The sequence below is a fragment of the Bathymodiolus heckerae thiotrophic gill symbiont genome (genome assembly GCF_900128515.1).
Classification (GTDB): Bacteria; Pseudomonadota; Gammaproteobacteria; order PS1; family Pseudothioglobaceae; genus Thioglobus_A.
Map to the genome: position 1 here is coordinate 1 of NZ_FQTP01000002.1, position 22,416 is coordinate 22,416.

A 22,416-nucleotide genomic window follows, 5' to 3' on the forward strand; every position below is an offset into this window, starting at 1 on the left:
CTAGTGATGCACGCTTATGTTTAGATGAATCTTCATAGTCAAAAAACGCATTGATACCTGCAATGGCACGCTGATCTTCTACTAGGTAGCGCTGTCCAATACCTAGGTTAATGGTGTTGCGACGCTCACCTTCGTTCTCACCAGAAAACACTGAGCCTTGGACGTAAGTTAGCTCTTGAATGTCAGTATTGAATTCACTAATAGGCTGAATGGTATCGATACTATAGCTTGGCTTATCTGATTCAATACCCTTGATGCTGATTGAAGTTCTACCTTTGCCAAAGTTATTAATAAGCTCGTTGGCTTGGGTGTTGATATAGCCCTCAGTAGTACTGATGGCTTTATTGACTATTTGAGATTGTATTTGCTCGCCTGCTTGGCGAGCATCAACGGCGGTAGTGTTGAGTGATAGGGTTAGTAATAAAAATACAAAAAGCTGTTTAAGCTTGGTTAGTGCACTAGGGAGTGTTTCCCCCCCGCCTAGAGATGTGAGTGCTTGGTTAGTTTTTTTGTTTTTTAATGTTGTCATTTTAGTTAAAAATTAAATAGTAATTCGCATTCTACCACGTACCCCCCTTGCAGTGCAAGATTATGAATACCTCAATCCAAAAATAGAAACTTAAATTCACATCATAAACGCACCACCTAGTGTAACTGCAAAGCGTGTATTTTTTTACTTGGCCGTAGGTCAAGGATTTGTGCCCTGTGAGTAAAAAGAAAAAAATACACTTAATCTTTGAATTTAGGCTCAAAGATTAGCCGGTGTTTTATAATCATCGGTCCTCGCTAAAAAACAGGTGGATTATGTACAAACAACTAACCCTTGAGCAAAGGCATTATATCAATATTGCTCGTAAGAATGATGAATCTATAAGAACAATTGCTAAGGATTTAAACGTCTCGCACACAACCATATCAAGAGAGATAAGGCGTAATACTGGAGGACGAGGCTATCGTTATGTTCAAGCTGATAACTTTGCACAGCAAAGACATTAAGACAAACGTAAGCTTGTCAAACTTGATGATAGTTGTAAAAAATTGACTCGTAATTGTTTAAAGCTTGATTGGTCACCTGAACAAGTCTGTGGCTGGCTTGACACTAACAATATCCTTAAACTTCACCATGAGAGTATTTATCGTTACCTACTCAAAGATAAATTGGGTGGCGGTAATTTGTATAAATATTTACGCCATCAAGGTAGGCCTTATCGCAAGCGTTATGGCTATGTAAACAATCGCACAGGCATTCCCAATCGAGTTGATATAGACGAGCGTAGCGAGGCTGCTAATAACCAAGATGAATTTGGGCATTTTGAGGCTGACACTATCATTGGTAAAGCACATCAAGGTGTTATTGTTACTCTGGATGAGCGCATATCAAAGTTAAGACTAGCCTACCCACTGAATAGTAAAACACAAAGAGGGGGTTAGTGCTGCCATAAGCACTCTACTCAAACCAATTAAAGATCTTGTGCGCTCTATTACCTATGACAATGGCAAGGAATTTGTTGGACATGAGCAAGTAAATACATTGAATTCTAGACCAAGAAAGTGTTTAGGATTTAAAACACCTTGCCAGGTGTTTTTAGAGATGACGGGTGTGGATGCTCGTCAATTGGAAGTGGTGCACTTATGAGTCGAATTCACCGTGTTTAAAGTTTACATGAATAAACATAATAAAACCAAAGTATTGGCGGTCACACAATACAGTAGCTATTGAGGAGCGGACATGAATATTACAAACTTAAAATCCATTATTTTTATTATATTGATATTTTCCAATATCACTTATGCACAACAACCAGAAAAAACCGGTGCTATTACTGGTGGCGCACCGTACACAATGTTGCCTTGGTTTAAAGCCAGCTTTTTAGAAATTGCTGATGATGTTGATGAGGCAAAAGAAGAGGATAAACACGTTATGTTGTTTTTTTATTTGAGTGAATGTCCTTATTACAATCAGATGATAAAGAATTTTGAAAAGCCATTTCTTAAAGAGTTTATCCAACAACACTTTGATGTGATTGCTATTAATATTCTTGGCAGTAAAGAAGTGGTCATTACTGAAGATGTATCTTTAACTGAAAAAGAGCTAGCCACTAAAGTTGGTGTGCAATACACACCAACCATTGTTTTCCTGAATCAAAACAATGAAGCCGTAGCCCGAACTAACGGCTATCGCAAGCCTGAGAAATTTAAACAGGTTTTGGCTTATGTGCACGATAAAGCGTACAAAGATTCAACTTTAGCCCAATATATTGAAAAATCTAAAGAAACCGGCAGTTACCAATTGCAAAGCAATGTGACGTTTAAACAGTTTATTGATTTTTCTATAATCAAAAGACCATTGGCCATTATCTTTGAAGATAAAAATTGTGATTCTTGTGCATATTTTCATAACACAACACTTGAAGATGAGGCTGTAATTAATGAATTTAGAGCATTTAAAGTAGTGCGCTTTGATGCTGACTCAACTCAAACTATTATTGACAATAAAGGCAATAAAACCACGCCTAAAGATTGGGCTAAACAACTCAAACTTAACTATAGGCCTGACATTATCTTATTTGATAAAGGCCGTGAAATTACCCGCATTGACGGACTCTTATACAAGTTTCACTTTCAAGAAGTGTTGCGTTATGTGAGTGGTGGCTCTTATCAAGAATTTAAAACTTACAATGCTTATCCTGTAGAAAGGCAGGAAGAATTGCTCGAGCAAGGTATTGATATTGATATTAGTAAGTAGGTTAATTAGTAGTGGCCTTATTAAAAAATAAATTGCGCATAAAGCACTAATTAGAGAATGACTTAATTATAAAAAGGAAAATAAATGGAAAACTTAGAAAGCCCATATAGTAAAGAGCAGTTAAATTCAAAAGATGTACAAAAAAATTTGAGATTCATTTTAAATTTAGAAGAATCTATTAAGAGCATGAATGTATTCAATCATCCGTTACTTATTAAAATGTCTAAAGGATTATTTGAAAAAGAATTTGTTGCTTTTGTACATGCACAATTTTCAAAGCATATTCGAGTTTTTACCGCTGAATTATCTAATTTATCGGGAGTGGCGCCAGATATCGAAAGTAGATTTATGTTGTTTGATAATCTATATGAAGAAATGGGAAGAGGTAAATTATATAACTGCCATTACAATCTTTATTTGTCAATGCCTGATTCTATTGGATACGATTTAAAAAGATAACAGAGCCGCCAAATCTATACACAATAGAATTGTTGGGTGATGGCTTGTCTAATGCTATCAGCAAGGGTTCGTTTTCAACAGCGCTGGCTTGGCTTGGATCTGGTGGTGAATTGACCATACCTAATAATTTCCCTTTGTTAAAAAAAATCGTTAATTTCCAAGTTTGAAAATAATAATGTAAATTATGCATTTTTTGATAGACATGGTGATAGAGATCAAATGTACAATGACGATGCTAATTTATTGCTGGCATTGCATATAGATCCATCTGATTATAAAACTATTGAAATAGAAGTAAAGAAATCTCTTATTTTAAGAGGCTATGTCTGGGATGAATTGTTACAAATGTACGAGACAAAATCATGGAGATAGCATAGTGTTTCCATGGATCGATAAATTATTTGATCATGATAATCTTGGCACAATAGGTGCGATTGTTACAAAAGTAAATGATTCACAATATCATACTGATGTTAGAGGGCCGACATGCCCAGGGTATCTTCTTTCAATAAATAGAGAGGTCGATAAGCTAGATAAAAATTCAAAAATAACCTTATTAGCCAGCTATTTTCCATGTGAAAGTGACGTAAAAATTTGGTGCAATAGTAAAGGGTATACTTTTTTAAAGACTACGATACAAGAAGAACATTTTGAAATAAATATTATCAATTAATTTTTTTAAAGCTGGATTCGCAACTATCACGAATTTTGAGATAGAGCTATATGGCTCTGTTTAATACTTCAGGTTTACTAAATCTCATCTAGTGGGAACTATATCAATATACCCAATATCACGCTGTAATCAGAGTATAAATAGTATATTCGCACTGAAAATTATGATTTACGTATTAAATTGATACCAATATTCAGAATACAGTCATAGTAAATAGTTATGTTTCAAAAGGAGAGGCTAATGCCAAAAGTTTTAAACTTGCAAGAGGCAAGAGAACAAAAAGAGCAGTGGAAAAATGTAGTTTTTGAAGAATTCTATACCACAATGACAAATGAGAATGAAAAGTTCCCGTGTGTTTTTGGCACAGCAGGTGTCAAAAACCAGCAAGTAAGATATTATTTTTCAAATTCGCAAGCTAGAGATCCAGATATTTACCCCTTAGCAATAGTCTTAGAAGAATATGTAAAAAATTCTAGAACATACGGGAAAAATACATCTCTGGTGGTGTTCTTTAAGCCAGACTCGAAAATACGCTCAATACAAAATTATGAGCGAGATTTTTGGTCTATATTACAGAGATTAAACTATATTGATTCATCTAGTTGGCCAAAAGAGATTTCAGAAGATCCGGAGCATTACCTCTGGGAATTCTCATTCTCTGAAGAGCCTATTTTTGTTGTATGCAATAACCCAGCTCACAAGTTAAGACGAAGCAGATATGCAGGTACTTTTATGATTACGCTTCAACCGCGCTGGGTATTTGAATTCTTACAAAAACCAGCAGGGAGAAAATCTAAAAAAATAGTAAGAGAAATACTAAAATCATATGATGATATTGATGTGCATCCAGAATTAGGAACTTATGGAGATAAAAAAAATAAAGAATGGTTACAATACTATCTTTCAGATACAAATGAAACAAATAACAAAAAATGCCCATTTCAATTAAAAGAGAAGCAACATGATCGATAAAGTGGTCTTACAAAAAGGAAGTCCTGTAACAATGGAGCAGGCAGTTATGATATTGTTACCCGAAACAGGCTCTGTTGAAGTGCAAAGAGATGCCTCCTGTCGAGAACATAAAGCACACACACATTCAACAAATGAAACGTTATTAATTATTAGTGGAGAGATAATATTTACAGTTGATGGTGAGAATATCACCTGCACTTCTGGAGATAGAATTTTATTAACCTCTGAAACAGTTCACTCATCGGTTGCTGGAAAAAATGGTTGTTTATACATTATCGCATTTGAGCTTAAGGATAATAAAAATGATTAATAATAAGTTAGAAAAGTCATTAAGCATTAGCCAAGCCGTAGGCTTGGGGATAACCATCGTTGTTGGAAGCGGTCTTTTGTTGCTTCCTGGTTTAGCTTATCAAGATGCTGGTGCATCGTCAATTTATGTTTGGGTTATTTGCGCTTTACTGGTTATTCCTTTACTTGTAATATTTTCCGCATTAGGTGCAAAATACCCAACTGCTGGAGGAGTTGCAGGGTTTATGCAAAATGTATTTTCTAGGCACATATCTAGTGCAACAGAAGTGATGTTGCTGGGTACTTTTGGCTTGGGTATTCCGGCAATTGCTCTAACTGGTAGTTATTATGTAAATACATTAATTTTTGTAGATGTTCAATTTGAAATTATTACTCTGACTATATCGCTATTAATGATATTTGCTGCATTTACAGTAAACTATTTGGGCGCGGCTATTTCAGGAAATATACAAAAATATTTAGCAATAACTCTAGTTTTGGCATTACTATTAATACCAATATTGTCACTTGTATTTGTAAGTGAATATAAAGGAGAAGGAATAAACAGAATTTCAAATATTGAAATAAGTAATATTTTCCCTTTATTAGGCATGGTGTTTTTTGCTTATACAGGCTGGGAAATGTTATCCTTTACAATTGAGGAGTACAAGAATCCGAAGCGAGACTACCCCATTTCAGTTGCACTTAGTTTTTTTATAGTGATTATTTTGTATTTTCTTTTAGTAATATCTATACAGTTGATTGTCCCCATTGATGATGTATTGCTAGGTACAGCCCCTTTATCGGCTTTGGCACAACAGGTATTTGGCAGTATGGCTGGAAATTTAGTTGGAGTACTGTCATTTATTATTATCTTAGCAAACCTTATTGGTGCAATTTGGGCTGCATCACGACTAGTATTTTCATCAGCTAGAGAGGGTTTGCTTCCGGCGTCAATTGCCAAGTTAAGTGTAAATAAAGTGCCTAGAGCATCGCTCGTAGTTACATGTTTGTTTTTTTCAACAGTGCTAATTTTAAACTATTTTAATATTTTGAAAGTTAATGATTTGTTGAGGCTTACAGGTCAAAACTTCTTTATTTTATACGGCATGGCGGTTTTAGCTTATATAAAAATATCTGAAACAAAAAAACAAAAAATATTTGGCATTATCTCCCTTATGATTGTTGTAATAACAATGGGTACATTTGGTGTTGAGTTGCTGTACCCTATTGTTTTGCTTAGTTTTGGGTATTTTATGAGTAAATACAAATCGTGGAAATAAAAACATAGCAAACCATTCTTGTCGACCGCTAACGCGTTGGCTGAATTCAAGCATTATGTATACTGACACTTGAATTCACATAATTAGCCCACATGTAATTAAAGCGCTCAGCAATAATACTAGGCGCCATTAAAGGGGAATGCTAAGGGAGCCAAACCAGGACCAAAAAGAACTGCTAAATCGACTGGGAAGCCAGATAAGCGTCAACGAGATAATGAAGACACTCCCGGGAATACGCCATCACTTAAGCCTCACAGGCACAAGAAAGGTGATTAACACCACATTAGCAACATCAATCGCTATACTCCTTGGAGATGGCGGTGTTATGTGTAAAAAACTAGGAGAGTAAATCCTAGTGGGCAAGCACTCATCACACTTTATCTTTAAATATCACAGACTAAAGTTTGTTATAATTTAATGGGTCATGACAACTTAAGCATATTTAAAATCATGTTAAAGTACCGTTATGACCCTTAATAATAATTGCTATGCATTTTACACCGCAACGATACAAAAAGGCTGTGTGATAATAAGGCTATGCCACCGGTTACTTTTTCTTGGCTGGTTTTTTAGCGACCTTACTTATTGCTTTTTTAGTGGTGGCTTTTTTAGGTGCTGCTTTTTTGCGTTTTTTAGTTTTAGGCTTTAGCTTGCCAGAAACAGCTTTCTTGCATTCTTCAAGGGTAAGATCAGCAGGATCTTTATCGCCAAAAACTTTCTTAATGGTAATATTTTTTTGACCCTTGCCTTTCTTTTTACCATTCCAAACATAAGGGCCAAAACGACCATTCAGGACTTGGATTTCACTATCATCGAAAGTTTTAATAATACGTTCAGCATCAAATTTTTCTTTAGCTGCAATTAGTTCCAAGGCTGTTTCTAACGTTACCTCCTCAGGAGAAACCTCTTTTAACGAAACATACTTTTTACCGTATTGGATATAAGGGCCAAAACGCCCATAGTTCGCCTTAATGACGCCAAAGTCATCAGTTTCACCAACGGTTCTAGGCATATTGAATAATTCTAAGGCTTCGTCTAAGGTGATAGTTTCAATATCTAATGTGCCTCTAAGTGCGGCGAAAGTAGGCTTATCTTCGTCATCCTTGTGGCCAATTTGTGCGAATGCACCATAACGACCAAAACGAACACTAACCGGTTTATCAGATTTCGGATCTTTACCGAGCTCACGCATACCATGAGTTTCTTCTCTTGAAATATCAGCAGCAGCTACGATTTGAGCGTGAAATGGCTCATAAAAATTCTTAACAACATTTTTCCAAGGTACATTTTTTGTCGCAACCGTATCAAAATCGGATTCTAATTTTGCAGTAAATTCGTAATCAATAATATTGCTGAAGTTCTTTACCAAGAAATCGTTCAATAAATAAGCAACATTGGTTGGGAACAATTTATTTTTTTCCGCACCCGTAGTCTCACTTGGTTTTGACTCTACAACTTTACCTTCTTCAATTTCAATTAACTCATACTCACGTTCAAAACCCTCTCTGGTTTCTTTGGTAACATAGTTTCGATCTTGCACGGTTGATACCATGGTGGCAAACGTAGAAGGCCTGCCAATACCCATTTCTTCAATTTTTTTAACTAATGAAGCTTCGGTATATCTTGGTTTAGCACGTGAAAAACTTTCCCTTGCAGAGAAACTGGCTAACGTTAATTGTTCACCTTCTTGCAAATCAGGCAATAACTTATCATCGGCTGATAAGTAATCGTAAACCTTTAAAAATCCAGGGAAAATTAGAATTTCGCCATTTGCCAAAAATATTTCTTGCGCATTTGATAGTCTAATTTTTATTTGTGTTTTTTGTAATTTAGCATCACTCATCTGAGATGCCAACGTGCGCTTATAAATCAGACTATAGAGTCGAGCTGTTTGTTCGTCTACGCCATAAATACTTGACTTGGTTAAGTCAGTTGGGCGAATAGCTTCATGCGCTTCTTGAGCGCCAGAATCCTTGGTTTTAAAACGTCTTTCACTATGATATTCAGCACCAAACTCTTGCTCAATCACTTTACCTGCCGCCTCAATAGCTGTTTCAGACAAAGTAAATGAGTCTGTTCTCATGTAGGTAATTGAACCTTCACGATATAGATTTTGTGCAATAGTCATGGTCTGTTTAACTGAAAAACCAAGCTTTTGCGACGCCTCTTGCTGCAATGTAGAAGTAATAAATGGTGCTTTTGGAGAGCGCTTAGATGGCTTCTTTTCAATAGACGAAACAGTTAAATCAGATGATAGAAGTTTGGTTGCAAATGCCAAAGCCTCATCTTTTGAATCAAAATCTTTGTTTAACTTAACATCAACCACTTCGCCATTACCATTAACCAATTCTGCCTTGACTTTATAAGTCGAAATAGAAGTATGTTTAGTGATTTCACGTTCTCTCTCAACCACCAGTCGCATCACTGGAGATTGAACACGTCCTGCTGAACGCGCACCTGAAATCTTGCGCCAAAGCACTGGAGAGATTTCAAAACCTACTAGTCGATCAATAATACGACGCGCTTGCTGTGCATCAACTAAATCATAGTCTACGGTTCTTGGCTTAACAATCGCGTTAGTAATTGCACCTTTGGTAATTTCGTGAAAAACGATTCTAGGGGTGTCTCTTGGTAATTTTAATGCTTCTAACAAATGCCAAGCAATGGCCTCACCCTCACGATCCTCGTCCGTTGCAAGATAAATTTTTTCTGCAGTTTTAACGGCTTTGCGCAATTCTGCAACAACTTTCTTTTTGTCAGCTGTTACTTCATAAGTTGGCTCAAAGTTGTTCTCAATGTCAATGCCCATGTTTTTCTTTGGCATATCGCGGATATGGCCGATACTAGACTTAACCGCATAATCTTTGCCTAGAAATTTTTCAATCGTCTTGGCCTTGGCAGGAGACTCGACAATAACTAAATTCTTAGCCATTATTGTAAAGTACGTTTTTCGTCAAGAAAAACAATGGACTCAAGCCATTGCGCTGATATCTCACCTTCGACACTATTACCTAGCACCATCATTACCACCCATTTAAGATCTTCTAAGTCAATTTTTGCTTCGCCCAATGACATCACTTGTTCAATAATCATTTCGCGCTGATTAGCATCTAGCTGGCCAATATTTTCCATGAATAATAAAAATCCACGTGATTTTGAATCCAATTTTTTCTGCTCAGCTTCCGAATAAATTCGCATGCTTGATTGATATACAGTACTAAAAGGCTTGATCTTTCCATCTTGCAAAGCGGCTATATTTTCAAGCCAATTTAATGCCTTATCAATGCCAATAACATCAAAACCTGCATCAGATAAATGAGCTTTTAATTCAATATCATCGATTTCATGGGCGTCATTATGTTCTGCCTCTTCGAAAAGATAATCAAACATATAAGTTAAAACATCTAGAATATTATGCGTCATATTGGTTTATTTAATATATAGCCTTGCGAGCTGGTTCTTTCAATCTGGCCGTTAAGCTCTAGTAACAACAACTCTTGTGTTACTAGTTGCGGGCTAAGTTTGGTTTTTTCAACTAATTGATCAACCGTCAAAGCCTCATAGCTGAGACATTTTAATACGTTAAACCCTGTTTTGTCCACCTGTTTTGTTGATTGACTGGTTTTTATGGATGATATATTACCCAATAACCCCTCGGGCAACTCATTAATAATGTCATTAATACTACTGGTTAATTTTGCGCCTTGCTTGATTAAATCATGACAACCTTCAGCTAATGGATTGTGGATTGAACTAGGAATGGCGAATACCTCCTTTCCTTGATCAGCAGCTAGTTTTGCAGTAATCATGGTGCCACTTTTAATGCTAGCCTCTACCACTAGTGTACCTAAGCTCAATCCACTAATAATACGATTACGCCTTGGAAAATTACTTGCAATTGGCGCTGTTCCAATACAAAATTCAGAAACCAATGCGCCCTGTAGTGAAATTTGATGCGCTAAGGATTTGTGCTTAGCAGGATAAATTCTATCCAGCCCTGTACCACAAACCGCAATGGTGTTTACTTGCGCTTCTAATGCACCAATATGCGCCTGCGCATCAATACCGCTAGCCATGCCTGAAGTAATAACCAGCCCAAGATTTGCTAGCTGATTAGCAAATTGATATGCATTTTGCTTGCCGCCTGTGCTCGGATTTCTACTACCAACAATAGCAAGCTGCGGCTTGGACAAACAAAAAATATCGCCTCTGACATATAATAAAGGTGGTGGATCAGCAATGGTTTTTAGTTGTGATGGATAATTCTCATCAATCAATGTTAGTATGTGACAATCATCCCCCTCAAGCCAATCAAGATCAGTCTGCACTAAGGATGTATCTATTGTGGTCAAATATTCTAAAGTGGGCTTGCGAAATAATCCCGAGTTGAGCCTTTCAGTATGACTTGAAGAAAACACCTGTTGTGGCGACTCAAAATATTGCAAGGCTTTGTAAAATGTTTTAACACCTAAATGTGGCGCCTTTAATAACAACAACCAATAAACTAAATCCATTAGATCCTAATAATAACCCTTGAATGCTTGTTATTGTAGCACTTTATAACAATGATAGAATCTGTCAATTATTAGAATCTATATTCATCACTGTTAATACAAATCTCGTTAAGTTATGGTAAAATTGCAAGATTTTATTGAGCGATATTCATTATGAAGCAAAAGAGAACCTTTCAACCGAGTGTTATTAAACGTAAACGTAAACACGGTTTCAGATCAAGAATGAGCACCAAAGCAGGTCGTGCAGTTGTTAATGCGCGCAGAAGAAAAGGACGTAAGCGTTTAACAGCTTAATACCGATCTGTAAATGTCTTTTAGATTAGCCCGCCAATCTAAAATATTAAAACCTAGTGAATACAAATCCATTTTTAATAATGGTAATATGACTAGGGGGGAATATTGGCAGGTTATGGCCATCAAGACAAGTACAACTAAAGCCAAACTTGGGCTTGCTATTTCTAAAAAAGTACACCATCTAGCGATTGAAAGAAATCGCTTTAAACGTATTGCGCGTGAAACTTTTCGATTACAGCAAGCTGAATTTAAAAATTGGGAATTTGTCGTCATGGCAAGACATGCCAAAACTGCAAATAACGTCACTATTGCACAAGATTTATTAATGCTACTGACTAAAGTAGCAACTAAATAATGCGCTATTTATTGCTTATTCCGATCAAATTTTATCAGCTATTTATTAGCCCAATGCTTGGCTCTAACTGTCGATTTCAACCGACTTGCTCTCAATATGCTTATGATTCTGTTAAGAATCATGGGTTTTTTAAAGGCCTTGCCTTGAGTGCAAAACGTATCAGCAAATGTCATCCTTGGCATGATGGTGGATATGACCCAGTACCAAAAAAAATAATTTAATTTAACTTAAAAAATACCGATGAACAATCAAAAAATTTTCCTTATTGTTGCTATTCTTCTTAGTTTGTTCTTGCTTAATGAACAGTGGGATAGACAACATGCCGTTGATACTAATGGAAATTTAATCTACCAGCCAAAAACTGCAAATACAGCGACCAACGTTGCATCTAATACAAATGATCAGGCGCTTAATGTACCAAGTGCCATCAGCACAACATTAGCCACAGCAGATGTACCTATCGCTAAAGAAACTAATAGCGGCTCTTTTGTCACTGTTAATACTGATTTACTAACACTAGAAATTAGTCGCAAAGGTGGCACCATCACCAATGCATGGCTCAATGATTACCCAATTGAACTTGGATCTGAACCCAAGTTTCAATTATTAAGCGATAAATCTGGTGAGCTTTTCCAGGCACAAAGTGGCTTGCTACCAAGTAAACAAATGCCTACGCATCATTCATTTTTTAGCTCGGGTCAAAGTTATTATCAAATGCAGGGCGATAGCTTAGTTGTGCCTTTGATTTGGAAAAGTGAGAATGGTACGGTTGTTACCAAAAACTATCACTTTACTAAGGGTAGTTATGTTGTTAATGTAGATTACCAAGTGAGCAACAACTCTAACAACAGCGTTGATGTTACAAGCTATACACAACTAGTACGCAACGCTTTAGATCAGTCAAACATAATGATGCCTACTTATACAGGTGGTGCGAAATATGACGATCAAGAGGTTTTTGAAAAGATAGCATTTGATGAATTTGATGAACAGCCAAAAACTACTTCTAAAGGTGGTTGGATGGCTATGATTGAGCATTATTTCTTTGTCGCCATGATTCCTGAAGCACAAAATACTCATAACTACTCTTCTAAAATTAACAACGGAAAATACTTATTAACCATTGTTAACCCTGCTCAAAGTGTTGCAGCAGGTACTACTACAACACTTAGTACAAATGCTTTGTACATTGGTCCGAAAGAGCAAGAGCGCATTGATAGCCTGGCGCCAGGCTTAGACAAAACAGTTGACTACGGTATTTTATTTATTATTGCCAAGCCGTTATCAGAAGTGTTGCATTGGATATATTCGTTTGTACAGTCGTGGGGTTATGCGATTATTATTCTAACAATTTTAATCAAGCTAGCCTTTTACAAGCTTAGTGAGAAGTCCTACCGCTCAATGGCCGGCATGAGAAAACTATCTCCAAGGCTGGCCAAACTAAAAGAAACTTATGGTGATGACAAACAAAAAATGGGTCAAAAAACCATGGAGTTATACAAGAAGGAAAAGATCAATCCTGCCGCAGGTTGTTTGCCGATCTTAGTACAGATCCCAGTGTTCATCTCTCTTTACTGGGTACTATTAGAAATGGTTGAGCTGCGTCAAACACCATTCTGGTACTTGTTAGACCTTTCAGCACCAGATCCATTCTACATTCTTCCGCTGATCATGGGTGTTTCTATGTTCGTACAACAGAAACTTAACCCGCCACCGCCTGATCCAATGCAGGCCAAAATTATGATGGCACTACCGTTTGTATTTACAATTTTCTTCCTATGGTTCCCATCAGGATTAGTACTTTACTGGGTAGTTAACAACATCTTGTCAATTACACAGCAATGGATTATCAACAAGAGAATTAATGGCTAATATCATCACTTCGGTTGATGACTACCAATTTTGGCGAGATCGAAAACTTGCCAATACTGACACTCATGTTGAAGACTGTTTAATAGAAGTTAGCAATCCTGAACAATTAACGCAAGTTGAAAAGAATCAGATTGTTACTTTGTGCGAGCACAATAACTTTGCATTATTTCAAACACCGCAATTGCAAAATTATGAAACAAGCTTAATCAAATTTAATCAACAGTTTGGCTTGCAAGCCTTTGATCAGCACTTATATGCAAAAGATCAAGGTTTGGCACATATTACTCAAAGCGACCAAAAAGATCAGGCTGAATTTATTCCGTATACCAATCGTGCGATTGGCTGGCATACTGATGGCTATTATAATTCTATAGAAAATAGAATTCGTGTCTTCTCTTTATTTTGTGTCAACCCTGCCCACACGGGTGGGGAGAATAATTGGATTGACCATCAAATGGTTTACTTGCTATTAAGAGAGCAAAATCCAGATGTGGCTAAGGCACTAATACATGCAAAAGCCATGAGCATTCCAGCACATATTGTTGATGGAAAAATAAGCCGTGAAACATCTGTCGGCCCAATTTTCTTCATCGATGAATCAACCGATCAACTATCAATGCGTTACACGCAACGAAAGAAAAACATTGAATTTTATAACTCGGATGAAATCAAACAAGCAGTTGCGCTACTTGACCAACTACTGGCCGATACTACCGAGTATCATTTTTCACACACTATGAGCGCCAACCAAGGCTTGATTTGCAATAACATCTTACACAAGCGCACTGCATTTATAGATACACCCGATTCGCCAAGACTAATGCTACGCGGACGTTATTTTAATAAGATTCAATAAAGGGTTATAATTATTCACATGATTATTAATCATCAGCTGGATAGTGCAACACAAAACCCTTCTAAAAACTTCAATCAACGTCCGTTAAATGCCGAAATAACACTGATTGTTATTCACAATATATCATTGCCGCCCTCTGAATTTAATAACCCTTATATTGAAGATTTCTTTACCAATAAGCTTGACATTAGCAAGCATGATTATTTTAAGACAATTGAGGGTGTTAAGGTATCTGCTCATTTGCTAATTAAGCGTGATGGGTCAATTATTCAATTTGTAGATTTTGACCAACGTGCTTGGCATGCGGGCAACTCAATTTATAATGGTACAGCCGATTGCAACAATTACTCTATTGGTATTGAATTAGAAGGGTCTGACGATATCAACTACAAAACAAAACAATATCAATCGTTAAATCACGTATTATCAACTTTAAAATTTCACTACCCAATTACTAACGTAGTTGGGCATAGTGATATCGCTCCGGGTAGAAAAACCGATCCCGGACCTGCATTTGAATGGAGTCAATTAACATGAACTTATTAAACAAAGCCTATTTGCGTGCTAAAAAAATTAAACTGATTATATTTGATGTAGATGGTGTACTTACCGATGGTGGGCTTTACTTTTCTGATGATGGTACAGAAATAAAACGTTTCAACTCATTAGATGGACTAGGCATTAAATTATTAAAGGAATATGGTATTGAACCTGCAGTGATCAGCGCAAGAAACACACAAAATGTTGCCCATCGAATGAATAATTTAAATATTGAACATTTTTATCAAGGTCAAAGTGACAAGCTAATTGCATTTAATGAGCTATTGGCTAAGTTATCTCTGACTGCAGAGCAAGTGGCTTATGTTGGTGATGATATTATTGATTTGCCAGTGATGCGTAAAATCGGCTTGCCAATTGCAGTTGCCAATGCACATGAGTTGGTCAAAGAAAATGCCTGCATTGTTACTGATAAAAAAGGTGGCCATGGTGCAGTTAGAGAAGTGTGTGATTTTATTTTAAAATCTCAAGAGAACTACGATCTAGCAATGGCTAAATATTTGGTGTGACCGATTTTCAACAACTCTGTTACGATACGCTTGAACAATACGTTCCCGCAGGCTCTGTTATTACCTACAAAGGTTTAGCCAAACTAATCAACCATCCCAATGCTTATAGAGCAGTTGGATCTGCTATGAATAAAAACCCCTTTGCACCTAGGGTGCCCTGTCATCGAGTGGTTAAATCAAATGGGGAGTTGGGTGGTCTTGCAGATGACATATCTGTGAAAATAAAACGCCTTCAAAAAGAAGGCATTCAAGTAGTTAACAACAAAATTATAGATTTTGATGAAATTTGCGTTTAACGCTTCTTGCCTCTCATCTTAGAAATCAATTGTAATTGTGCCATAGACTCAGCTAAAGCAGCCTGAGTAGAAGTAATATCTTGATCCGTATCAGCGTTAGCCGTTTCTTCTTCTGCTCTTTGTTTCGCCTCTAAGGCTTTAGATTCATCTAAATCATGCGCACGAATAGCTGTATCAGAAAAAATAGTCACAACCGTTGGCTGTACTTCAACAATACCGCCAGAAACATAAATTGACTCAATGCCACTCTCAGTTTCCACACGAACTTCGCCAGGACGCAATGTTGACAAAAGTGGTAAATGCTGAGGATAAATACCTAGCTCGCCGCTATTACCAGGAGCAAACACACACTTAGCCTCTCCTGAGTATAACGACTCAGTAGCACTTACGATATCAACATGAATCGTTGACATTTACACTTTCCCCGCAGCAGCTTTTTCACGAACCTCTTCAATAGAGCCCATCATGTAGAATGCTTGCTCTGGAAGATCATCTAACTCACCATCAAGAATCGCCTTAAAGCCAGAAATTGTGTCCTTAAGAGAGACATACTTACCTGGAGAGCCTGTAAATACTTCAGCAACGAAGAACGGCTGAGATAAGAAACGCTGAACTTTACGTGCACGTGATACAGATTGCTTATCTTCTTCAGATAATTCGTCCATACCCAAAATTGCAATAATATCTTTTAATTCTTTATAGCGCTGCAACACACCTTGTACGCCACGAGCCACTTCATAGTGCTCTTCACCAACAATTAATGGGTCAAGCTGACGAGAAGTTGAATCTAGTGGATCTACCGCAGGGTAAATACCCAATTCTGCTACTTGACGAGACAATACAACCGTTGCATCCAAGTGAGCAAATGTTGTTGCTGGAGAAGGGTCTGTCAAGTCGTCTGCTGGTACATATACCGCCTGAATTGATGTAATAGAGCCTTTCTTAGTCGAAGTGATACGCTCCTGTAATGCACCCATTTCTGAGGCTAACGTAGGCTGGTAACCTACTGCAGAAGGCATACGACCTAATAGTGCAGATACTTCAGTACCCGCAAGCGTGTAACGATAAATGTTATCAATGAACAATAATACATCACGACCTTCGTCACGGAAATACTCAGCCATTGTTAAGCCAGTTAATGCAACACGTAATCTGTTTCCTGGTGGCTCATTCATTTGACCGTAAACTAACGATACTTTATCAAGTACGTTTGATTCTTTCATCTCATGATAGAAATCGTTACCTTCACGAGTACGCTCACCAACACCAGCAAATACTGAGTAACCTGAGTGCTCGATCGCAATGTTACGAATAAGCTCCATCATGTTTACAGTTTTACCAACACCAGCACCGCCAAATAAACCAACTTTACCACCTTTAGCAAACGGACAAACCAAGTCGATTACTTTAATACCGGTTTCTAATAATTCTGCAGCAGGGGCAAGCTCATGATAAGCAGGAGCAGGACGATGAATAGCCCACTGTGTTTCAGCGCCAACATCACCAGCATTGTCAATTGGCTCGCCTAGCACGTTCATGATACGACCCAAAGTTTTAGTACCTACTGGAACTTGAATTGGAGAACCTGTACTTGTTACTTCAAGACCACGTTTCAAACCTTCTGAACCACCCATAGCAATACCACGAATCGTGTTATCACCCAGCTGTTGCTGTACTTCAATAGTAAGGCCTGTTTGCGTAACAATCAAGGCATCATAAATATTTGGAACGTTATCTGCCTGAAACTCGACATCAATAACCGCGCCAATAATTTGTGTAATTTTTCCGCTGCTCATTTTGCTCTTCCTTTTTTTAAATCTTTATTTTTAAATTCTATACTGCTGACGCGCCACTTACAATCTCAGAAATTTCCTGAGTAATTGCTGCCTGTCTTGCCTTGTTGTAAACCATCTCTAACTCATCTACCATGTCACCAGCATTATCTGTTGCACTCTTCATGGCAACCATTCTAGATGACTGCTCACAAGCAATATTTTCAACTAAACCTTGATAAACAAGTGCCTCAATATATCTAACTAACAATGCGCTTAATGCTTCTTCAGCGTCTGGCTCATAAATATAATCCCAACGATGATCCATACCTTCAGCATCAGATGCAACCATTGGAATCAACTGTGCAGTTGTTGGCACTTGGGTCATGGTGTTAGCAAATTTATTGTAGGCGACTGACAATTGCTGGAATTCATCGTTGTCATAAGCATCTAACATCACTTTAACCGTACCTAATAGGTCGTCAAAATGTGGCGCATCACCTAAGTCTGTTAAGACAGACTTAATGGTTAAACCAGAATTTTTGAAAAAAGCGGTAGCTTTTTTACCAATCGTACAAATGTCAACTTCAATACCTTTAGCTTGATAGTCTGTAACTTGTCTTAAAATATTTCTAAACAAGTTAGTGTTTAGACCACCACACAAACCTCGATCACTCGAGATGATAATAATACCAACACGCTTAAGCTCACCGACCTCTTTCATATAAGGGTGTTCGAACTCAGGATGTGCGTTTGCTAAATGACCAACCACCTTAGTGATTTTTTCAGAATAAGGGCGTGATGCCTCCATTCTATTTTGGGCCTTTTTCATTTTAGACGCGGCCACCATTTCCATGGCCGAAGTGATCTTCTGAGTATTTTTAATACTCGCGATCTGCGTCCTAATTTCCTTTCCAGCTGCCATATTATTTAATTACCAAGTGTGGTTTGCTTTGAAATCATCAATTGCCACTTGTAACTTGCTAGCAATATCGTCATTGTATTCACCGTCTTTGTTAATTTCATCCATTAACATAACCTGATTTGACTTCATGTAGTTTAATAAAGCTTCTTCAAAATCAACAACTTTCTTTGCATCAATATCATCTAGTGAGCCAGAGTTAGCGGCAAATAATGAGGTTGCAAGCTCGGCCACTGATAGTGGAGAGTATTGCTTTTGTTTCATCAACTCTGTTACACGCTGACCACGATCAATTTGTGCTTTTGTTTCAGCATCAAGATCTGACGCAAACTGAGCGAATGCTTGTAATTCACGGTACTGAGCCAAGTCTAAACGAATACCTCCACCTAATTTCTTAATGATATTTGTTTGCGCTGCACCACCAACACGAGATACTGATAAACCGGCGTTAATCGCTGGTCTTACACCCGCGTTAAACAAATCAGTTTCTAAGAAGATCTGACCATCAGTAATTGAAATTACATTTGTTGGTACGAATGCTGATACGTCGCCACCCTGAGTCTCAATAATTGGTAATGCTGTTAATGAACCCGTTTTACCTTTTACTTCGCCGTTAGTCATTTTTTCAACGTACTCGGCATTTACACGCGATGCACGCTCTAATAAACGAGAATGCAAGTAGAATACGTCGCCTGGGTAAGCTTCACGTCCTGGTGGACGCTTAAGTAATAATGATACTTCACGGTAAGCCCATGCTTGTTTGGTCAAATCATCATAAACAATCAATGCATCTTCACCACGATCACGGAAGTATTCAGCCATTGAACAACCTGCATATGGTGCGATGTATTGTAGTGCTGGAGATGACGCTGCACCTGCATTAACGATGATCGTATTCTCTAAAGCACCATGCCCTTCTAATTTACGAACCACTGCTGCTACTGATGAGTCTTTTTGACCAATCGCAACATAAACACAACGAATGCCCGTGTCTTTTTGATTGATAATTGCATCAATCGCAACTGCTGTTTTACCTGTTTGGCGATCGCCAATAATTAGCTCACGTTGACCACGGCCAACTGGAACCATTGCGTCAATTGCTTTAACACCTGTCTGAATCGGCTGGTCAACTGACTTACGCTCAATTACACCTGGTGCCATAATTTCCAAAGGAAGTGAGCCTGTTGTTGCAATTGCGCCTTTGCCATCAATTGGCTGGCCTAACGGGTTCACAACACGTCCCAACATTGCTTCACCAACTGGCACCTCCACCAATCTGTTAGTACATTTAACAATGTCGCCTTCTGAAAGGTGAAGGTAATCACCTAATACAACCGCACCAACTGAATCTTGCTCAAGGTTAAGTGCCATTCCAAAAGTGTTGCCCGGGAATTCAAGCATTTCACCAAATTGAACGTCAGCTAAGCCGTGGATTTTAACAATGCCGTCACTAACACTTACGATTCTACCTTCTGTGCGAGCTTCTGAACCAAAGTCAAAACCTTCTATTTGTTTTTTAATTAAATCACTAATTTCGCTGGCGTTTAATTGCATAACTCTTCCTTTTATATAAATTTATAATTAATGTGTTGTCAGACGTAAGTTAAGCTCATCTGTACGAGCTTTGATTGATAAATCAATCACTTTGTCCCCTAGTTTTATAATCAGACCGCCAACCAGCGACTCATCAATAGTTGTTTCAATGCTTACACTGGCATTGTACTTCTCACTAAGGTCCTTAACAATATTTTTCTCTTCAGTAGCAGTCAGCTTATAGGCGCTAATCACGCTAAACGCTTTTGCATCGTCAAACGAATTCGATCGGTCTTCAAACAAAGATAAGATACTTGGTAGTACTGCAGCTCGATCATTCGCCAAAATTAATGATAAAAATTCATTTTCCTTGGTGTTTAATTTACGATCAATAACGCTAGCAACAAGACTTTGAGTAGCACTACTTTTATCTTGCTTTGAAGCACTTGGTGAATCTAAATAAACTTGCATTTGATCATCCACAACTAAAGCTGCAGATGCTTCTAATACAGCCTTCCAATCATCGTGTGATTCATCCTGCTGAGCAATTGAAAAAACTGCATTTGCGTAAGGTTTAGCGATTGTAACTAATTCCATAATCGTTTACTATAACGTTTGAGACAGTTTAGATAGCATGTCTTTATGCGTCTTGCTATCTACTTCTTTAGATAACACTGCATTAACGCCTTGCATAACTAATGCCGATACTCGCTCTTGTAGTTCATTACGGACACGTGTGGTATCTTGCTCAAGCTCTGCGCTAGCAGCTGACTTAACTTTGTCAGCAGCTTGAATTGCAACATCTTTAGCTTCTTCCACCATATTTGATGCTTGCTTAGAAGCGTTAGCGATAATCTCTGCCGCCTGATCTTTAGACTGGCTAATTAACTCTTGTGCTCTTTGCTCAGCTTCCGCTTGCTCAGATAAACCACGTTCCGCTGCAAGTAGACCAACTTCGATGCGCTTTTGGCGCTCCTCCATGGCTGCGATCAGCGGCGGCCAAACGTATTGTTTGACCAGATAGATAAAAATGAAAAATGCAATTGATTGACCAATTAACGTAGCATTGATATTCATAAGTCTGCCTTAATTAAAAATGAGGTACGAAAAGATTTAAGCAACACCAAATAATACGTATAAGCCCATGCCAACTGCAATCATCGGTACCGCATCTACAATACCCATAAACATAAAGAATTTAGACGTTAGCATAGGAACAAGCTCTGGCTGACGCGCAGCACCTTCTAGTACTTTTGAGCTCAATACGCCCACACCAACTGCAGCGCCCAAAGCGCCCAAACCCAACATCAAACCACCTGCTATATACAACATTGCACTTACTTCATTCATTTCTATCTCCTGTTTTATTTAAAAAAAATTATACGCTACATTAATGATCTTTTTGGTGCGCCATATCCATGTATACAATGGTCAGCACCATAAAGATATAAGCCTGCAAAGTAATGATCAAAACATGGAACAACGCCCAAACAACTTGCAAGATACCGCCAAATATACCAAAACCAATATGCGCACTATACATCGTGGCAATTAGAATAAAGATAATCTCGCCAGCATACATGTTACCAAATAAACGCAGCGCTAATGAGATTGGCTTGGCAATTAAAGAAACACCTTCAAGCAATAAGTTTGCTGGTAGTCCCCATTTTCCAAACGGATGAAAAGCCAGCTCTGATAAGAATCCACCCAAGCCTTTGTGCTTGATGCTGTAATATAAAATCAAGATAAAGATTGAAATTGCCATACCAAAAGTGATGTTTGGATCGGTTGATGGCACTACTTTAAAGAAAGCTGAATGTGGGTCTCCGCCCATTGCTTCAACCGATAACGCCGCGATTTGTGGCAGCCAATCAATCGGGATTAAGTCCATGAAGTTCATCAGAAAAATCCAAACAAAAATACTCAATGCCATTGGCGCCACTAATTTGTTTTGGTAATTAAAGGAATCGCGAACGCTGTTATCAACAAATTCAATCACCATTTCAATAAAGTTTTGAAAGCCGGTTGGCACGCCGGTTGTGGCTTTTTTGCCAGCAACACGGAAAACGAAAAAGAAAATGAGTACCGTTGCCAAAGACCAAAACATGGAGTCAACATTGATTGACCAAAACCCCATGCTTGAGGCCTGCTCTGCGGTGTGCGCAAATCCCCAATGTCCATCAATTTGACCGTAAGTCAGATTGGTTAGGTGGTGTTTAATATATTCTGAGGTTGTTAGGGTTTCGACTGACATGAATTGTAAAAAGAAAAACTTAAATTAATAAAAAAAAAACTTAATATAACACTCAGTGGATCAAAGCGTTGCATGGCAAATACTAGTAAAACTCCCACCAACATAAGCCTTTCAACCAATGAAACCCTAGCCAAATTTACAATTTTTTTAGGGTTGGTGTTTTTTCTACGGATTAATTGTTGAAGCCGCCAATTAAGTAGGCCTTGATTTAGTACCGCAATCAAAATGCCAGCAATGTATTCCATAGATCGCAATATTAT

At 37.8% G+C, this 22,416-nt stretch carries 28 protein-coding genes and 1 pseudogene; 16 read left to right on the forward strand and 13 right to left on the reverse strand.

The features are described from left to right. The coding region (locus tag BTHERMOSOX_RS00320; protein WP_171004599.1) for an inverse autotransporter beta domain-containing protein at window positions 1-529 on the reverse strand (529 nt) is incomplete at its 3' end. A gap of 272 nt (window positions 530-801) precedes the next feature. Here BTHERMOSOX_RS00320 and BTHERMOSOX_RS12015 point away from each other — a divergent pair. From BTHERMOSOX_RS12015 to BTHERMOSOX_RS00370, 8 genes and pseudogenes are all read left to right on the forward strand, one after another. Further along, window positions 802-1,636, forward strand: a pseudogene (locus BTHERMOSOX_RS12015) (IS30 family transposase). Between the two features lie 93 nt (window positions 1,637-1,729). Next, the gene (locus tag BTHERMOSOX_RS00340; protein WP_138118435.1) at window positions 1,730-2,746 is read left to right on the forward strand and encodes a thioredoxin family protein; all 1,017 of its coding nucleotides are present in this window, start codon (window positions 1,730-1,732) and stop codon (window positions 2,744-2,746) included. A gap of 84 nt (window positions 2,747-2,830) precedes the next feature. Further along, window positions 2,831-3,205, forward strand: a complete 375-nt coding sequence (locus BTHERMOSOX_RS00345; protein WP_138118436.1) for a heme oxygenase-like domain-containing protein — start codon at window positions 2,831-2,833, stop codon at window positions 3,203-3,205. 219 nt (window positions 3,206-3,424) lie between these two features. After that, complete coding sequence (locus BTHERMOSOX_RS00350) at window positions 3,425-3,577, forward strand: hypothetical protein (RefSeq protein ID WP_212744621.1); 153 nt, start codon at window positions 3,425-3,427, stop codon at window positions 3,575-3,577. Window positions 3,578-3,581: 4 nt separating this feature from the next. Further along, a complete protein-coding gene (locus BTHERMOSOX_RS00355) occupies window positions 3,582-3,878 on the forward strand; it encodes a sulfurtransferase TusA family protein (protein WP_171004601.1) in 297 nt (98 codons plus the stop codon). A 240-nt stretch (window positions 3,879-4,118) separates the two neighbouring features. Then, window positions 4,119-4,850: a YqcI/YcgG family protein gene (locus tag BTHERMOSOX_RS00360; protein ID WP_171004602.1), complete on the forward strand. Its 732-nt coding sequence runs from the start codon at window positions 4,119-4,121 to the stop codon at window positions 4,848-4,850. Beyond that, complete coding sequence (locus BTHERMOSOX_RS00365) at window positions 4,840-5,160, forward strand: cupin domain-containing protein (RefSeq protein WP_138118439.1); 321 nt, start codon at window positions 4,840-4,842, stop codon at window positions 5,158-5,160. The genes BTHERMOSOX_RS00360 and BTHERMOSOX_RS00365 overlap by 11 nt, the downstream gene beginning before the upstream one ends. Further along, the gene (locus tag BTHERMOSOX_RS00370) at window positions 5,153-6,421 is read left to right on the forward strand and encodes an APC family permease (protein ID WP_171004603.1); all 1,269 of its coding nucleotides are present in this window, start codon (window positions 5,153-5,155) and stop codon (window positions 6,419-6,421) included. The genes BTHERMOSOX_RS00365 and BTHERMOSOX_RS00370 overlap by 8 nt, the downstream gene beginning before the upstream one ends. 547 nt (window positions 6,422-6,968) lie before the next feature. On the opposite strand, the gene topA is transcribed toward BTHERMOSOX_RS00370, so the two are convergent. From topA to dprA, 3 genes are read right to left on the reverse strand one after another with little or no spacing between them, the layout of a single operon-like run. Then, a complete protein-coding gene (gene topA / locus BTHERMOSOX_RS00375; RefSeq protein WP_138118441.1) occupies window positions 6,969-9,353 on the reverse strand; it encodes a type I DNA topoisomerase in 2,385 nt (794 codons plus the stop codon). Continuing rightward, window positions 9,353-9,844, reverse strand: a complete 492-nt coding sequence (locus BTHERMOSOX_RS00380) for a Smg family protein (RefSeq protein ID WP_138118442.1) — start codon at window positions 9,842-9,844, stop codon at window positions 9,353-9,355. Before BTHERMOSOX_RS00380 ends, topA begins: the two co-directional genes overlap by 1 nt. Next, entirely contained in the window at window positions 9,841-10,935 is a 1,095-nt protein-coding gene (dprA, locus tag BTHERMOSOX_RS00385) for a DNA-processing protein DprA (protein WP_138118443.1), read from the reverse strand. Before dprA ends, BTHERMOSOX_RS00380 begins: the two co-directional genes overlap by 4 nt. Before the next feature lie 153 nt (window positions 10,936-11,088). Between dprA and rpmH the strand changes: the two genes are divergently transcribed. Genes rpmH through BTHERMOSOX_RS00425 form a run of 8 tightly spaced genes read left to right on the forward strand, consistent with a single transcriptional unit; the run spans window position 11,089 to window position 15,675 of the window. Further along, window positions 11,089-11,229, forward strand: a complete 141-nt coding sequence (gene rpmH, locus BTHERMOSOX_RS00390; RefSeq protein ID WP_053951347.1) for a 50S ribosomal protein L34 — start codon at window positions 11,089-11,091, stop codon at window positions 11,227-11,229. A gap of 13 nt (window positions 11,230-11,242) precedes the next feature. Further along, window positions 11,243-11,584: a ribonuclease P protein component gene (rnpA, locus tag BTHERMOSOX_RS00395; RefSeq protein ID WP_138118444.1), complete on the forward strand. Its 342-nt coding sequence runs from the start codon at window positions 11,243-11,245 to the stop codon at window positions 11,582-11,584. Beyond that, window positions 11,584-11,805, forward strand: coding sequence for a membrane protein insertion efficiency factor YidD (gene yidD, locus BTHERMOSOX_RS00400; protein ID WP_138118445.1), 222 nt, complete (start codon window positions 11,584-11,586; stop codon window positions 11,803-11,805). The genes rnpA and yidD overlap by 1 nt, the downstream gene beginning before the upstream one ends. A 19-nt stretch (window positions 11,806-11,824) precedes the next feature. Beyond that, on the forward strand, window positions 11,825-13,456 hold the full coding sequence (gene yidC, locus BTHERMOSOX_RS00405) for a membrane protein insertase YidC (protein ID WP_138118446.1): 1,632 nt from the start codon (window positions 11,825-11,827) through the stop codon (window positions 13,454-13,456). Then, window positions 13,449-14,312 carry a TauD/TfdA family dioxygenase gene (locus BTHERMOSOX_RS00410; RefSeq protein WP_138118447.1) on the forward strand — a complete coding sequence of 288 codons (864 nt, stop codon included), beginning with the start codon at window positions 13,449-13,451 and terminating at the stop codon, window positions 14,310-14,312. The genes yidC and BTHERMOSOX_RS00410 overlap by 8 nt, the downstream gene beginning before the upstream one ends. A gap of 18 nt (window positions 14,313-14,330) precedes the next feature. After that, window positions 14,331-14,849, forward strand: a complete 519-nt coding sequence (ampD, locus tag BTHERMOSOX_RS00415) for a 1,6-anhydro-N-acetylmuramyl-L-alanine amidase AmpD (RefSeq protein WP_138118448.1) — start codon at window positions 14,331-14,333, stop codon at window positions 14,847-14,849. Further along, the gene (kdsC, locus tag BTHERMOSOX_RS00420; protein ID WP_138118449.1) at window positions 14,846-15,379 is read left to right on the forward strand and encodes a 3-deoxy-manno-octulosonate-8-phosphatase KdsC; all 534 of its coding nucleotides are present in this window, start codon (window positions 14,846-14,848) and stop codon (window positions 15,377-15,379) included. The genes ampD and kdsC overlap by 4 nt, the downstream gene beginning before the upstream one ends. Then, entirely contained in the window at window positions 15,376-15,675 is a 300-nt protein-coding gene (locus BTHERMOSOX_RS00425; RefSeq protein WP_138118450.1) for an MGMT family protein, read from the forward strand. Before kdsC ends, BTHERMOSOX_RS00425 begins: the two co-directional genes overlap by 4 nt. On the opposite strand, the gene BTHERMOSOX_RS00430 is transcribed toward BTHERMOSOX_RS00425, so the two are convergent. Genes BTHERMOSOX_RS00430 through BTHERMOSOX_RS12020 form a run of 9 tightly spaced genes read right to left on the reverse strand, consistent with a single transcriptional unit; the run spans window position 15,672 to window position 22,401 of the window. Continuing rightward, complete coding sequence (locus BTHERMOSOX_RS00430) at window positions 15,672-16,088, reverse strand: F0F1 ATP synthase subunit epsilon (RefSeq protein ID WP_138118451.1); 417 nt, start codon at window positions 16,086-16,088, stop codon at window positions 15,672-15,674. The genes BTHERMOSOX_RS00425 and BTHERMOSOX_RS00430 overlap by 4 nt on opposite strands. Continuing rightward, a complete protein-coding gene (gene atpD, locus BTHERMOSOX_RS00435; RefSeq protein WP_138118452.1) occupies window positions 16,089-17,471 on the reverse strand; it encodes a F0F1 ATP synthase subunit beta in 1,383 nt (460 codons plus the stop codon). It abuts the gene before it with no gap. Between the two features lie 37 nt (window positions 17,472-17,508). After that, entirely contained in the window at window positions 17,509-18,372 is an 864-nt protein-coding gene (gene atpG, locus BTHERMOSOX_RS00440; RefSeq protein ID WP_138118453.1) for a F0F1 ATP synthase subunit gamma, read from the reverse strand. 9 nt (window positions 18,373-18,381) lie between these two features. After that, entirely contained in the window at window positions 18,382-19,923 is a 1,542-nt protein-coding gene (gene atpA, locus BTHERMOSOX_RS00445; RefSeq protein ID WP_138118454.1) for a F0F1 ATP synthase subunit alpha, read from the reverse strand. 27 nt (window positions 19,924-19,950) lie between these two features. Further along, window positions 19,951-20,499 (reverse strand): F0F1 ATP synthase subunit delta, encoded by a 549-nt coding sequence (locus BTHERMOSOX_RS00450; RefSeq protein ID WP_138118455.1) that lies wholly within the window; start codon window positions 20,497-20,499, stop codon window positions 19,951-19,953. 9 nt (window positions 20,500-20,508) lie between these two features. Continuing rightward, window positions 20,509-20,979, reverse strand: coding sequence for a F0F1 ATP synthase subunit B (locus BTHERMOSOX_RS00455; protein ID WP_138118456.1), 471 nt, complete (start codon window positions 20,977-20,979; stop codon window positions 20,509-20,511). A gap of 36 nt (window positions 20,980-21,015) precedes the next feature. Further along, window positions 21,016-21,252, reverse strand: coding sequence for a F0F1 ATP synthase subunit C (gene atpE / locus BTHERMOSOX_RS00460; RefSeq protein WP_138118457.1), 237 nt, complete (start codon window positions 21,250-21,252; stop codon window positions 21,016-21,018). Window positions 21,253-21,292: 40 nt separating this feature from the next. Then, entirely contained in the window at window positions 21,293-22,156 is an 864-nt protein-coding gene (gene atpB, locus BTHERMOSOX_RS00465; RefSeq protein WP_138118458.1) for a F0F1 ATP synthase subunit A, read from the reverse strand. Further along, entirely contained in the window at window positions 22,138-22,401 is a 264-nt protein-coding gene (locus BTHERMOSOX_RS12020; protein WP_171004604.1) for an ATP synthase subunit I, read from the reverse strand. Before BTHERMOSOX_RS12020 ends, atpB begins: the two co-directional genes overlap by 19 nt. Window positions 22,402-22,416: the final 15 nt, after the last annotated feature.

Excerpts from the sequence above, each read along its gene's own strand:
- ampD (WP_138118448.1), top strand. The coding sequence starts at position 14,331 with ATGATTATTAATCATCAGCTGGATAGTGCAACACAAAACCCTTCTAAA.
- atpB (WP_138118458.1), bottom strand. The coding sequence starts at position 22,156 with ATGTCAGTCGAAACCCTAACAACCTCAGAATATATTAAACACCACCTA.
- BTHERMOSOX_RS00350 (WP_212744621.1), top strand. The coding sequence starts at position 3,425 with ATGTACAATGACGATGCTAATTTATTGCTGGCATTGCATATAGATCCA.
- yidD (WP_138118445.1), top strand. The coding sequence starts at position 11,584 with ATGCGCTATTTATTGCTTATTCCGATCAAATTTTATCAGCTATTTATT.
- atpG (WP_138118453.1), bottom strand. The coding sequence starts at position 18,372 with ATGGCAGCTGGAAAGGAAATTAGGACGCAGATCGCGAGTATTAAAAAT.
- BTHERMOSOX_RS12020 (WP_171004604.1), bottom strand. The coding sequence starts at position 22,401 with ATGGAATACATTGCTGGCATTTTGATTGCGGTACTAAATCAAGGCCTA.
- BTHERMOSOX_RS00380 (WP_138118442.1), bottom strand. The coding sequence starts at position 9,844 with ATGACGCATAATATTCTAGATGTTTTAACTTATATGTTTGATTATCTT.
- BTHERMOSOX_RS00455 (WP_138118456.1), bottom strand. The coding sequence starts at position 20,979 with ATGAATATCAATGCTACGTTAATTGGTCAATCAATTGCATTTTTCATT.
- BTHERMOSOX_RS00370 (WP_171004603.1), top strand. The coding sequence starts at position 5,153 with ATGATTAATAATAAGTTAGAAAAGTCATTAAGCATTAGCCAAGCCGTA.
- atpE (WP_138118457.1), bottom strand. The coding sequence starts at position 21,252 with ATGAATGAAGTAAGTGCAATGTTGTATATAGCAGGTGGTTTGATGTTG.
- kdsC (WP_138118449.1), top strand. The coding sequence starts at position 14,846 with ATGAACTTATTAAACAAAGCCTATTTGCGTGCTAAAAAAATTAAACTG.
- yidC (WP_138118446.1), top strand. The coding sequence starts at position 11,825 with ATGAACAATCAAAAAATTTTCCTTATTGTTGCTATTCTTCTTAGTTTG.
- BTHERMOSOX_RS00345 (WP_138118436.1), top strand. The coding sequence starts at position 2,831 with ATGGAAAACTTAGAAAGCCCATATAGTAAAGAGCAGTTAAATTCAAAA.
- topA (WP_138118441.1), bottom strand. The coding sequence starts at position 9,353 with ATGGCTAAGAATTTAGTTATTGTCGAGTCTCCTGCCAAGGCCAAGACG.
- BTHERMOSOX_RS00360 (WP_171004602.1), top strand. The coding sequence starts at position 4,119 with ATGCCAAAAGTTTTAAACTTGCAAGAGGCAAGAGAACAAAAAGAGCAG.
- rnpA (WP_138118444.1), top strand. The coding sequence starts at position 11,243 with ATGTCTTTTAGATTAGCCCGCCAATCTAAAATATTAAAACCTAGTGAA.
- BTHERMOSOX_RS00365 (WP_138118439.1), top strand. The coding sequence starts at position 4,840 with ATGATCGATAAAGTGGTCTTACAAAAAGGAAGTCCTGTAACAATGGAG.
- BTHERMOSOX_RS00340 (WP_138118435.1), top strand. The coding sequence starts at position 1,730 with ATGAATATTACAAACTTAAAATCCATTATTTTTATTATATTGATATTT.
- rpmH (WP_053951347.1), top strand. The coding sequence starts at position 11,089 with ATGAAGCAAAAGAGAACCTTTCAACCGAGTGTTATTAAACGTAAACGT.
- BTHERMOSOX_RS00410 (WP_138118447.1), top strand. The coding sequence starts at position 13,449 with ATGGCTAATATCATCACTTCGGTTGATGACTACCAATTTTGGCGAGAT.
- BTHERMOSOX_RS00430 (WP_138118451.1), bottom strand. The coding sequence starts at position 16,088 with ATGTCAACGATTCATGTTGATATCGTAAGTGCTACTGAGTCGTTATAC.
- BTHERMOSOX_RS00450 (WP_138118455.1), bottom strand. The coding sequence starts at position 20,499 with ATGGAATTAGTTACAATCGCTAAACCTTACGCAAATGCAGTTTTTTCA.
- atpA (WP_138118454.1), bottom strand. The coding sequence starts at position 19,923 with ATGCAATTAAACGCCAGCGAAATTAGTGATTTAATTAAAAAACAAATA.
- dprA (WP_138118443.1), bottom strand. The coding sequence starts at position 10,935 with ATGGATTTAGTTTATTGGTTGTTGTTATTAAAGGCGCCACATTTAGGT.
- atpD (WP_138118452.1), bottom strand. The coding sequence starts at position 17,471 with ATGAGCAGCGGAAAAATTACACAAATTATTGGCGCGGTTATTGATGTC.